Annotated in this window: 12 protein-coding genes; 11 read left to right on the top strand and 1 reads right to left on the bottom strand. The window is 34.5% G+C overall.

Annotation, left to right across the window (positions count from 1 at the left end; genetic code table 11):
- Nucleotides 1-53 precede the first annotated feature (53 nt).
- Complete coding sequence (locus HM990_RS07700) at nucleotides 54-1,091, top strand: TlpA disulfide reductase family protein (RefSeq protein ID WP_178988369.1); 1,038 nt, start codon at nucleotides 54-56, stop codon at nucleotides 1,089-1,091.
- An 86-nt stretch (nucleotides 1,092-1,177) separates the two neighbouring features.
- Here the strand turns inward: HM990_RS07700 and HM990_RS07695 are convergent, their stop codons facing one another.
- A complete protein-coding gene (locus HM990_RS07695; protein WP_178988368.1) occupies nucleotides 1,178-2,779 on the bottom strand; it encodes an NAD(P)H-hydrate dehydratase in 1,602 nt (533 codons plus the stop codon).
- 393 nt (nucleotides 2,780-3,172) lie between these two features.
- On the opposite strand from HM990_RS07695, the gene thrA reads away from it, so the two are divergent.
- From thrA to HM990_RS07645, 10 genes are all read left to right on the top strand, one after another.
- Nucleotides 3,173-5,644 carry a bifunctional aspartate kinase/homoserine dehydrogenase I gene (thrA, locus tag HM990_RS07690; protein WP_178988367.1) on the top strand — a complete coding sequence of 824 codons (2,472 nt, stop codon included), beginning with the start codon at nucleotides 3,173-3,175 and terminating at the stop codon, nucleotides 5,642-5,644.
- A gap of 77 nt (nucleotides 5,645-5,721) precedes the next feature.
- The gene (locus tag HM990_RS07685; protein ID WP_178988366.1) at nucleotides 5,722-6,651 is read left to right on the top strand and encodes a homoserine kinase; all 930 of its coding nucleotides are present in this window, start codon (nucleotides 5,722-5,724) and stop codon (nucleotides 6,649-6,651) included.
- A gap of 41 nt (nucleotides 6,652-6,692) precedes the next feature.
- Nucleotides 6,693-7,049 (top strand): four helix bundle protein, encoded by a 357-nt coding sequence (locus HM990_RS07680; protein WP_178988365.1) that lies wholly within the window; start codon nucleotides 6,693-6,695, stop codon nucleotides 7,047-7,049.
- A gap of 53 nt (nucleotides 7,050-7,102) precedes the next feature.
- Nucleotides 7,103-8,392, top strand: a complete 1,290-nt coding sequence (gene thrC / locus HM990_RS07675) for a threonine synthase (protein ID WP_178988364.1) — start codon at nucleotides 7,103-7,105, stop codon at nucleotides 8,390-8,392.
- A 309-nt stretch (nucleotides 8,393-8,701) separates the two neighbouring features.
- Nucleotides 8,702-9,790, top strand: coding sequence for a hypothetical protein (locus HM990_RS07670; protein WP_178988363.1), 1,089 nt, complete (start codon nucleotides 8,702-8,704; stop codon nucleotides 9,788-9,790).
- A gap of 197 nt (nucleotides 9,791-9,987) precedes the next feature.
- The gene (locus HM990_RS07665; RefSeq protein WP_178988362.1) at nucleotides 9,988-10,557 is read left to right on the top strand and encodes a GNAT family N-acetyltransferase; all 570 of its coding nucleotides are present in this window, start codon (nucleotides 9,988-9,990) and stop codon (nucleotides 10,555-10,557) included.
- A gap of 6 nt (nucleotides 10,558-10,563) precedes the next feature.
- Entirely contained in the window at nucleotides 10,564-10,914 is a 351-nt protein-coding gene (locus tag HM990_RS07660; RefSeq protein WP_178988361.1) for a GIY-YIG nuclease family protein, read from the top strand.
- Nucleotides 10,915-11,020: 106 nt separating this feature from the next.
- Nucleotides 11,021-11,353, top strand: coding sequence for an ArsR/SmtB family transcription factor (locus HM990_RS07655; RefSeq protein ID WP_178988360.1), 333 nt, complete (start codon nucleotides 11,021-11,023; stop codon nucleotides 11,351-11,353).
- 32 nt (nucleotides 11,354-11,385) lie between these two features.
- Nucleotides 11,386-11,853, top strand: coding sequence for a DUF6428 family protein (locus HM990_RS07650; RefSeq protein ID WP_178988359.1), 468 nt, complete (start codon nucleotides 11,386-11,388; stop codon nucleotides 11,851-11,853).
- 18 nt (nucleotides 11,854-11,871) lie between these two features.
- The gene (locus tag HM990_RS07645; protein WP_178988358.1) at nucleotides 11,872-12,504 is read left to right on the top strand and encodes an arsenate-mycothiol transferase ArsC; all 633 of its coding nucleotides are present in this window, start codon (nucleotides 11,872-11,874) and stop codon (nucleotides 12,502-12,504) included.
- The last annotated feature ends 4 nt before the right edge of the window (nucleotides 12,505-12,508 follow it).

Genomic DNA, 12,508 nt, shown 5'->3' with positions numbered 1-12,508 from the left:
ATATGCATTGCGATATAATGCCTATGTTTGCAATCGAAAAAAATAAATGACACATGAAACAATTATTAATACTTTGCCTAGCAATCAGTATATTAGCTTGTAAAGAAGAGCCTAAAGATTACGCAACAATTTCTGGTAAGATTGAAAACCCTGATGAGAGTAAAACCTTAAAGATTTTTCAAGGTAGAAATTACGAAAAAACCATAACGCTTAATGATGACGGGACATTTAAAGATACTTTAAAAGTTGAAGCCGGTGATTATAACTTTCAGCATGGAAAGGAATATGGTCAGATTTATTTAAAGAACGATAATGAGTCTTCTTTTGAAACTGACAATAATTCATTTGCGGATTCAATGGTATTTAAAGGTGATGCGTCCGATATCAATAACTTTTCCGTTCAATCTTTTTTAGTTGCTAAAAATCATTTTAGTGAAGACCTTATTTCATCTGGTACTAAAGAAGAGGTTGAAAAAGCATTGGAATCGTACAAAGCAGCCTATGAAGATATTAAGAACAAATATGCTGATGTCGATTCTACACATATAGCAAGGATGAATCAGAGTGTTGAAAATACAGTTCAGCAAATCAATAGATTTATGGCGGCTAAATTAGCCACAAGAGAAGCGCTACCAAAAGGGTCACCATCACCATCTTTTGAAAATTATGAAAATTTTGCAGGTGGAGAACTGTCACTTTCAGACCTAAAAGGAAAATATGTCTATTTTGATATCTGGGCAACTTGGTGTGGTCCTTGTATAAAGGAAATCCCTTCACTTAAAAAAGTAGAAGAACAATATGAAGGTAAAAATATTGCGTTTGTAAGCATTTCCGTAGATGAAGGAAGAGGTTATAAAGGAGACAAAGCGGCAGCTCACGCAGGCTGGAAAAAAATGGTTGCCGACAAAGATTTAGGTGGCATACAACTCATAGCAGATAATGGATTTCAATCTGAATTTGTTAAAAACTACCAAATTAATGGTATCCCAAGATTTATATTGGTAGATCCAGAAGGCAATATTGTGAATGCAGATGCACCACGACCATCAAGTTCTGCTTTAGTGGAATTATTTGATGAATTAGGAATATAATCTTAAATAAGATTAACTTTAAAAGCCTGTTTAAACTAGATTTAAACAGGCTTTTTTTTATTAAGTTAATTAAACATTATAATGTTTTATTTCTTTCCTTGACCATCTTTTCGCCGCTTACTTTTTTGATGTTTTGGTTCTGGTTGCTGTTCTTCTTTCTGTGGTTGTTCTGGTTTTTTAAACAAATCAATATAGGCGTCTCCCAAAGTTTCAATAATATGACTGGCAATTAAACTTTGATATCCATAATCTTCTAAAGCAATATCTGCAGATTTTCCATGAAGATAAATTCCAAAAATGGCAGCTGATAGAGCTTCATAACCCTGAGCTACCAATCCAGAAATAATGCCGGTTAAAACATCACCAGTTCCTCCTGTTGCCATGCCAGGATTTCCAGTGGTATTTATATAGAGTTTATCTTGGTAAACGGTAATCGTTTTGGCGCCTTTAACTACAACTATTAGATTATACTTTTTTGAAAACGCTTTTGCTTTGTCTAACTTTTCAAAATCGTCAGACCACTTCCCTATTAATCGTTCCAGCTCTTTAGGGTGTGGTGTTAAAATGGTAAAATCTGGTAACAATTTTAGCAAGACTTTCTTTTTCGACAATAAATTTAAACCATCAGCATCAATGACTAATGGTGTTTTGTTAGTTTTTAGAAAAGCTTCAAAAGTTTTTGCGGTTCGTGCTGAAGTTCCTAAACCTACTCCAATTCCAATAACTGTGGGCTCTATTTCAAAATCAATATTGGTAATATGGGTTTCATCGCTATCGGTAATGACCATGACTTCAGGAATAGCAATTTGCAAACTTTGATAACCACATTTAGGCACATAGGCTGTGACCAAACCTGCACCAGAACCCAACGCTGCTCTACTCGCTAAATTAGCAGCACCAATTTTTCCATAACTTCCACCAATAATCAACACGTGACCAAAATCGCCTTTGTGTGAAAATTTTTGCCTTGGTTTATAAAGTGGTAAAACTTCATTTTTAGAAATGAGTTCGACTTCAGTTTCGGTTTGCATTAAGTATTCGCGGTCAATACCAATATCCAAAGCTTCCCATTGTGTGGTATATTTTACAGTTTCGGGTAAAAAGAACACCAATTTTGGCGTTTGAAAACTCAAGGTGTAATTGGCGTGAACCACGTTGTTTTCATCTTCAACAGCTTTATCTGTATATAATCCAGAAGGAATATCTATAGACAATGTAAACGCTTTTGATGCTTTAAATTTTTGAAATAAGGCTTGTACCCAATCATTTGGCGGACGGTTCAGGCCGATGCCAAAGACGGCATCTACAATAATATCATCCACGCCAATATCAATCTCTTCAAAATCGCCTTTACAGCTCAACATTATCGGCCATTTTTTTGTCACAGTTTTGATATGGTCGTAGTTAATTAAGAAATCCTTGGAACGTTTGTCACTACAATTCACAATATAGGTTGCTACATTATAGCCATGCGTAATTAAATGTCTTGCTAAAACCAAACCGTCTCCACCATTATTACCAATACCACAAAACACATGAATTGGTACTTGAGCACCTTGCATACGTGCGTGCATCCAATTAAAAATTTGGGTACCAGCACGCTCCATCAATTCAGTTGAGGATATATTTTGACGTTCAGTTGTTAGTTTATCACCTTCGTAAATCTGTTCTTTTGAAAATAATTTCATTTTATCTTAATAGTTTTAATCGCTAGCAAATTTGATACACTTTTAAATGATTCCCATTTAATATGAACTATTCTAAAATAATGCTCCTGTGAATAATTTAATGCCTGATGCAATTTGTTAGTTATCTTTCATTTTTTTTATAAAGATTCGCCCTTTTTTACTAATTCCCTAAAAAGGTCAGATTAGTTTTTTTCATTGTTATAAAAATAATACTTTTGGTATGTAATGAAGAAAAAAATCAAAATATCATCACATCAAATAGGTAACGCTAACCACATGACGATTTCTATGTTTTTCATTTCAACTATTATTACCCGTTTGGGTAATCTTTAATATGTTCTCCGTCCCTTTAGTCTATTTAGACATTTTTATTCCTTTAAAATTAATTAATATATGAAAGTTCTCAAATTTGGTGGAACATCAGTAGGTTCAGCCGAAAATATAAATAAAGTGATTTCAATTTTAGACCAACAATCTAAAAATTCTAAAATCGCCGTTGTCGTTTCTGCAGTAGGCGGAATTACAGATAAATTATTAGAAGCTGCAAATTTGGCCTGCCAAAAAGATTTGGAATACAAACAGGTCTATAATGCTATTTGGTCAAGACATAATAAAGTAGTTGAAGGCCTTTTTGAAAATTCTGAAAACGACCAAAGTCTTCAGAAATATCATGAAAAGTTACATGATTTGGTATCGGAAAAATTAAATGACCTAAGAAGTCTTTTAGATGGCATATATCTAATTAACGAATTATCGCCAAAAACAAAAGACAAACTGTTGAGTTTTGGAGAGGCCTTGTCTTCTATAATAATTTATCATACGCTCAAATCTAGAAATTTAGATGCGTCATTAAAAAACTCACAAGAATTAATTGTGACAGATTTAAATTATAACAATGCCGCCGTAAATTTTGACTTGACCAATACTAATATTCAGTCATTTTTTCAATCAGATGCACACGCCATAGTTTTGTTACCAGGATTTGTATCAAAATCTGCAAGTGGAGAAATCACCACCTTAGGTCGTGGAGGTTCAGATTATACAGCAGCCATTGTTGCTGCGGCTTTAGATGCCAAAGAATTACAAATCTGGACAGACGTTAGCGGCATGTTTACCACTAATCCTAAATTGGTAAAGCAAGCAGCTCCAATTGTCCAGTTATCGTATCAAGAAGCTGTGGAATTATCGCATTTTGGTGCGAAAGTATTATATCCGCCAACAGTAATGCCTGTCCTCAAAAAGAAGATTCCTATTGTCATAAAAAACACCATGGATCCAGAAGCCGTTGGTACTACAATTAGTCAAGAAGTGACCTCAAATGGCTCACCAGTAAAAGGACTTAGTAATATTGATAATATTGCCCTATTAACCTTACAAGGCAATGGTATGGTGGGCGTGCCAGGTTTTAGTAAACGTCTGTTTGAAACGCTCGCACAGGAAAAAATCAATATTATTTTAATTACACAATCATCCTCGGAACATTCCATCTGTTTCGGGATTTCGGATAACGATGCGGCACGTGCCAAGGAAGTTATAGATATCGTTTTTGAGTATGAAATTGCACTTCAAAAAATTGACCCATTAGTTGTAGAAACGGATTTATCGATTATAGCCGTTATAGGCGATAAAATGAAAAGCCACCAAGGTATAAGTGGTAAAATGTTTAGTACATTGGGCAAAAATAATGTGAATATAAGAGCGATTGCGCAAGGCGCTTCGGAACGTAATATTTCTGCAGTAATTCATAAAAATGATGTAAAAAAGGCTTTAAACAGTTTGCATGAGCAGTTTTTTGAAATCAAAACCAAACAAATCAACTTGTTTATTACTGGTGTTGGAAATGTAGGCGAACGATTGATTGAGCAAATCAAACAACAGAAAGCTTATGTTAAGGAGAACTTCAAAATTAGTTTGAGAGTTGCCGGTTTATCCAACTCACGACACATGATCGTTAATGATGAAGGCATTAATTTAAAAGACTGGAAACAACAATTAGAGGCTGGAGAAAAAGCAAGTTTAGAAGGTTTCTTTGAACATGCAAAACACCTGAATTTAAGAAATTCCGTTTTTGTGGATATCACGGCTAACGAAGCCGTTTCAAATATTTATGGCGACTATCTAAAGCAGAGTATTTCTGTAGTTGCTTGTAATAAAATTGCCTGTTCAGGAAATATTGAATACTATAATGAACTTAAAGCTTTATCACGACAATACAACGCCTCATTTTTGTTTGAAACTAATGTTGGTGCTGGATTACCGGTTATCGACACACTCAGCCATTTAATTACTTCGGGAGATAAAGTGAATACGATTCAAGCGGTTTTATCGGGAAGTCTTAATTTCATATTTAATAATTTTAATGCTGAAACGACTTTTCACGATGTCGTAAAACAAGCACAAGAAGAAGGATATACCGAACCAGATCCAAGAATCGATTTGAGCGGCATAGATGTCGCCAGAAAAGTTTTGATTCTAGCAAGGGAAAGTGGTCATTCCATAGAATTATCGGATTTAGAAAGCGATAACTTCTTAACGGAAGCTGCCATGAAAGCTGATACCGTTGATGATTTTTTCGATACCTTAAAAAATGATGAAGGTTATTATCAAGATTTGTTCAAATCGGCTGAAGAAAAGAATTGCCAGTTAAAATTTGTTGCCGAGTTTGATAAGGGAAAAGCCAAAGTCGGACTCCAAGAAATTCCAGAAGGACATCCGTTTTACAATCTTAAAGGGAAAGACAATATCGTTATGTTTTATACGCAACGTTATCCTGAACAGCCAATGATCATTAAAGGTGCTGGAGCTGGTGCTGATGTTACGGCCTCTGGTTTGTTTGCCGATATTATACGAATTGCTAATAACTAATATAAAAGTTATTGTATTATTTATATGCTCTGAATAACTCAATAATATAAGATTAACCCCTTTCGCGGGAAATACATATGAATGAAATCAAAATATTTTCACCTGCAACCGTAGCCAATGTCGCTTGTGGATTTGATGTCCTCGGCTTCTGCTTGGATACTATTGGAGATGAAATGGTCATTAGAAAAACCAAAGAAAAAGGCATCCGAATCACCAAGATTGAAGGTTACGACTTACCCTTGGAAGCTGAAAAAAATGTAGCTGGTGTTTCAGCTTTAGCGATGTACAATGACCTACAACCCGATTGTGGATTTGAAATTGAAATCTATAAGAATATAAAACCTGGAAGCGGTATTGGTAGTAGTTCGGCAAGTGCAGCAGGAAGTGTTTTTGGTATGAATGAACTATTGGGAAGACCTTTAAACAAAACCAAACTAACCTATTTTGCCATGAAAGGCGAAGCCTTGGCAAGTAAATGTGAGCACGCGGATAACTTGGCACCTGCCATTTTTGGCGGTTTTACCTTGGTGAAAAGTGCTTGTCCATTGCAAGTTTTAGAATTGCCTACACCTTCGGATTTATATGCAACATTGATACATCCACAAATTGAAATTAAAACCTCAGAATCTAGAGCAATTTTACCAAAAGAAATTCCCTTACAAAATGCAATTACACAATGGGCAAATGTTGGGAGTTTGGTGCATGCACTACATACTTCCGATTATGATTTGATGAAAGATGCACTTAATGATGTCGTTATCGAACCACATAGAAAACAATTGATTCCGCATTTTGATGACGTAAAGTCTGCTGCATTAAATGCGGGAGCTTTGGGTTGTGCTATTTCTGGTTCTGGACCTTCGATTTTTATGTTGAGCAAAGGGGAGAAAACTGCTAAAGCTGTTGAAGAAGTAATTAGAGAGGTGTATTCAAAAACAGATATAGCGTTCGAGACTTATGTTTCTAAGATTAATACTGAAGGGATTAAAAAAATGACGGAAGACTGATGACGGAAGATGAAAATGGCAGCGAGTAAAAAATAGAAATTATGAATAAATTTAAATTTGAAAAGTTGATTATCTGGCAAGACGCTATGGATTACGGCGAAGTTATAAATGACGTTTCTCAACGATTTCCAGATAAAGAAAAATTTAATTTAACGTCACAAATTATGAGAGCTGTGGATTCTGTTGCTCTTAATATTTCCGAAGGGTCAATTGGTCAATCCAATCCTGAACAACGCAAATTTATTGGATATTCAATTCGTTCATTAGCAGAGGTCGTAACCTGCTTGTTTAAAGCAAAAAGACGAAATTATATTCCAGAAGAAACTTTCATAGAATTATACAATTCAGCTTTCCATTTAATGAATAAAATGGCGGCATTTAAAAGAAATATTCACTAAATACAAACATCGGCATTCGGTCATCCGTCTTCCGTCTTCTGTCCAAAATAACCATGAAATACTACAGTTTAAACAAAAAAGCACCTAATACAACCTTTGAAGAAGCCGTTGTCAGAGGATTGGCTCCAGACAAAGGTTTATATTTTCCTGAATCGATAACACCTTTAGAGGCTTCGTTTTTTGAAAATATCGAAGATAAATCGAATGCAGAAATTGCATTGGAAGCCATCAGACAATTCATTGTTCCAGAAATTCCAGAGGACATTCTAAAAACTATTGTTGAAGGAACCTTAAGTTTCGATTTTCCTGTGGTAGAAATAAATAAGAACATTTCTACGCTCGAATTATTTCACGGTCCAACCATGGCATTCAAAGATGTTGGTGCGCGTTTTATGGCAAGATGTTTAGGCTATTTCAACAAAACAAATACCAATGATATTACAGTTTTAGTGGCCACTTCTGGCGATACAGGAGGTGCAGTCGCTAATGGGTTTTTAGGTGTAAAAGGTGTGAATGTGGTTATCCTCTATCCTAGTGGAAAAGTGAGTGACATCCAAGAAAAGCAATTGACCACCTTAGGACAAAACATTACTGCTCTGGAAGTTGATGGTGTTTTTGACGATTGCCAAGACATGGTAAAACAAGCTTTTATGGATAAAGAATTGACGAGCAAAATGCAATTAACCTCTGCGAATTCCATAAATATTGCACGTTGGCTGCCACAGCTTTTTTATTTTATTTTTACCTACAAGCAACTAAAATCTAAGTATAAAGACATTGCGTTTTCGGTGCCAAGTGGTAACTTCGGCAACATTTGTGCTGGTATGGTCGCTCAAAAATTAGGTTTGCCTGTTAAGCATTTTATTGCTTCCAACAATGCCAATGCTACTGTGGTTAATTATATGCTTTCCCAAACCTACAGTCCTAAACCATCCATCCAAACCATTAGTAATGCGATGGATGTTGGAAATCCAAGTAATTTTATTAGAATCCAGGAATTGCACAATAATGATTTTGAGACTTTAAAATCGAATTTATCATCGTTTAGTTATACAGACAATGAAACCAGGGAAGCACTATTGGAGCTCTATAGCGACTTCAATTATGTGGCAGATCCGCATGGAGCCGTTGGTTATTTAGGCGCAAAAGACTATTTAAAGAACAACGAAGCTCATGTGGTGTTTTTAGAAACGGCACATCCAACAAAATTTTTGGATGTGGTAGAAGACGTTATTAAAGAGAATATAGATTTACCTCCTCAAATTGAAGCGGTTATGGATAAGGAAAAAGTGGCAACAAAGATTGGTACTTATGAGGAATTGAAGGGTTTTTTGTTGAAGTAAGTTTTATTTTTTTTATTAGTAATCTTGATTTATCCTTTAAAATAATTGTGTAAATCTTAAAATTACTTGACCTATAAATATTTATTGAACATTACTCACACATGCCAATAAATTAGCAATTCTCAAGAATATCAAAATTTGACAGAGTGCATTGACGAAAATTCCGATGAAACTATAAAAAGTAGTATTGGAATCGTAATGTTAAAATGGATTGAGAGCTTAAATTCTGAATGGCCAACACAATTCTAACAACGAAGTAAGAAACTTAAAGTAAAAACCATAAAAAAAAGCTCTACCAATATTCCTAAAATGGACATAGAATTAGAAAACCTAGAATTTGAAATAAAAAGAAAATACAGTTTTAAATACAAACCCGAATTCTCTGAATCTTTTAAAACAGATATTAAAGAAAGTCAAATAATACCATTAACTATAGCGGTTTTTGAAAAATTGGAATGGCCAATTGTTTTTACAAATAAAAATTCTGTAGAGGCAAAACGTAAAGGGTCTTGGAACAAGCTAACCGAGAAACTAACGATTACAAAAGAAGCAACAGGTAAGATAAACGTTCATAGCAAAACAATCGAAGGAAATTTTATAGATTTTGGAAAAAACTCAAAACGAACCGGTTTATTTATTGCTCTTTTCAAAAAGTTAGAATCTGAATATAAAGAAAGTGGAAAACTCGTTGAATTAGAAACTGAATATGAAAAACAAAACAGTTGGGCAGATTATGTTATTCCAACTGAATTACCACAACCAAAGAAAACTGCCAAACCTAATTTAATACTCTCAATTGTTGGCGGATTGGTCATTGCAATATTATTTGGGTTATTAATTGCCTTCCTAACTCACAATTTTATCTATTTCATTGGGCTTTATGAACTAGGAATTGGAATTGGAATTGGCTATTTATTTAGTCAAGTTTTAAAGACTGCTAATTTTCTAGAACTTAGAACAACTCAGTTTATGATTGTAGGAATAATGCTTGTTATGTTTATAACTAATCATTTTACTCAATATCAATTTATAATTGCAGAAAATAATATTTTCGATCTTGGATTTTTTGAATTTATGAAAATACGATTTGAACATGGGTTAACAATTAAGGAATTAAACACAGGCTGGATTGGTTTGACTCTAAGTTGGATTTTTCAAATGGTTTTCCCGTATTTTATTGCGATTGGCACGGTTGCAATAAATACTGCGAAATATACTATCGATAAAATCCCAGGAGAAGTTCTTGAATATGCCATTTATCTTTTCGAGATGGGCAAATTTGAAAGTGAAGTTAGAGCTGAATTAGCGCAAAAAGGTTGGAATAAAAAGTCAGATCAAGATGATGTTTTTAATGCAATTGCTGAAATTAGTGGTTTCCAGCAACTCAGACGAGAATAAAAAATCTATAATTTGAATTTATTAAAAGAAATTTTTAGCGCATCAGTGGTTTTAATTTTATAAGATCCAAAATTCATTTCAATTCAATTCTAATTTTATTTATTAAATTAGTTACTTTAAGCTAAGTGCTAATCTCTTTTAAAAAATAATTTATTGTTAAACTCAAAAAACCAATCGAATTCCTAATTATCTAAAATTTGCCAAAACACAAACCATTACAGACCAAAAGACTAACCATAAGACCAGTCGCTCCTAAAGATTCCAAATTTATCCTAGAGTTAATGAACACACCAAAATGGATTAAAAACATTGGCGATAGAAACGTGAGAACAGTTGAGGAAGCAGCAAACTACGTCAAAGAAAAAGCATTGCCTCAGCTCGAAACTTATGGTTATGGCAACAACGTTATCATTAGAAAAGCAGACCAAATAAAACTTGGCACTTGTGGTTTATACCATCGAGAAGGTAAAACGGATCCTGATATAGGTTTTGCATTTCTGCCCGCTTATGAAGGCAATGGTTATGCGTTTGAAGCTGCCAATGAATTAATGATGGCCGCAAAAAACGAGTATAGTTTAAAAGAATTAAGCGCTTATACACTTGAAGCTAATTTGGCATCAAGAAAACTTTTAGAACGCTTAGGCTTTAAAATCATAGGAAAGGGCACACTTCCAAACAATGATGAGGAGCTATTGCATTACTACCGAACTTTAGATGTTGATTTTAAAGGTTCAACTTTTAGGCAAAAACCAATTCAGCACCCATAAACCAATATGCCCAAAACCCTCTACACCATTTACGTCATAGAACTTTCCAAACGTGTTTATACCGAAAACACAAAGTTCAGAAATGCAAATCCACAGTTTAATGGTGTGTTGGAATGTTTATATGTTGGTATGACCAGTAAAACACCTAAAGAGCGCTTCCTCCAGCATAAAACAGGCCATCGTAACAAAAAAGGTCATAAAATATCATCGAATATTGTTGAGAAATATGGTACCTATTTGCGTCCAAGTCTTTTCAATCATATTGATCCCTTTTTTACACGAGCCGAAGCCATGACGGCTGAAGAACAAATTGCATTGGAATTGAGACGTGAAGGCTATGCGGTTTGGTTTAATTAAATTCTAGAACCGTTCACATATATTTATTTCGTATAATTTTTAGCAATAATCTTATGAAAAATTGGATTATTAATCGTAATATTGCAATGAACAAATAAAAAGCAACATGGGATTAGCAAAAACCGAAATGTTTACCGATTTACAAAACGAAATTGCACTATTTGCCAAAGTATTTGGGCATCCTGCGAGAGTTTCTATTTTACAACATTTATTTAAAATTAACACTTGTGTTTGTGGCGATTTAGTAAACGAAATCGGATTGGCACAACCAACCATATCCCAACATCTTAAAGAATTGAAGCATTTAGGTCTCATAAAAGGTAACGTAGAAGGCACAAGTGTTTGCTATTGCATCGATACCGAAAATTGGACCAAAATGAAAGCAGTGATGCATCAGTTTTTGGATCAGGATATTTCTGAAAAAGGAAGTTGCTGTTAAAAATTACCATAAACATATTAAATACATAAAAAATGAAATTATCAGAAGTAAAAAACAAACTGAACCAACTGGAAACGATTTCGTTTCAATTGCCAAATGGCGAATTAGTCCCTAACCATTTTCACGTGACAGAAGTTGGAAAAATCACAAAACACTTCATTGATTGTGGTGGCACGGTAAGAAACGAAGAAGTCGTGAACTTTCAACTATGGAATGCCAACGACTATGACCACCGATTACATCCTGAAAAATTAGTAGATATTATTGAGTTATCAGAAAAGGTTTTGGGTATCGAAGATTTAGAAATCGAAGTAGAATATCAAGGCGATACCATTGGAAAGTTCGGATTGGACTTTGACGGCAAACATTTCCTATTAACCAATAAACAAACCGATTGTTTGGCAAAAGACCAATGCGGTGTTCCCGTTGAAAAACCAAAAGTAAAATTAGCGGAACTTAACGATGAACCTTGTTGCTCACCAAGCGGAAATTGCTGCTAAACTTATAACATTCAAAAAATGATAGCCACACCATCAACCTTGTTTTCAGGAATAGCATCTATAATTAAGGCACTAAATCCTGAGACTATTTCAGAAGACCGAAAAGCAGTTTTACAACATTTGACTGAATTTATTCAGTCCAAAGTTTCAAATGATGCGGAAATCCGTCTCAATTTCATATGCACGCACAATTCGCGACGCAGTCATTTGTCTCAAGTTTGGGCACAAACCATGGCACATTACTTTAATATTAAAAATGTGTTCTGTTATTCTGGAGGAACGGAAGCCACAGCACTTTTTCCGATGGCGGCTGAAACTTTACAGAATTCCGGTTTCGAAATTAAAACACTTTCCGAAGGTGAAAATCCGGTTTACAGTATTAAATACGCCGAAAATGAACATCCTGTTATCGGATTTTCAAAAAAATTGGATGATGACTTTAATCCAAAATCTAGGTTTGCAGCCATTATGACCTGTGATTCTGCCAACGAAGCTTGTCCTCTTGTTTTGGGAGCTGAAAAACGAATTCCAATTACTTTTGAAGATCCAAAGGCTTTCGATAACACACCACAACAAGCTGAAAAATATAGGGAAAGAAGTCTACAAATCGCCACTGAATTATTTTACGTTTTCTCTCAAATCAATTCCTAAAAAA

Origin of the sequence: Winogradskyella schleiferi (assembly GCF_013394655.1) — a bacterium.
GTDB lineage: Bacteria > Bacteroidota > Bacteroidia > Flavobacteriales > Flavobacteriaceae > Winogradskyella > Winogradskyella schleiferi.
Note: the sequence above shows the minus strand (reverse complement) of the source record. Positions and strands in the feature narration are given on the sequence as shown.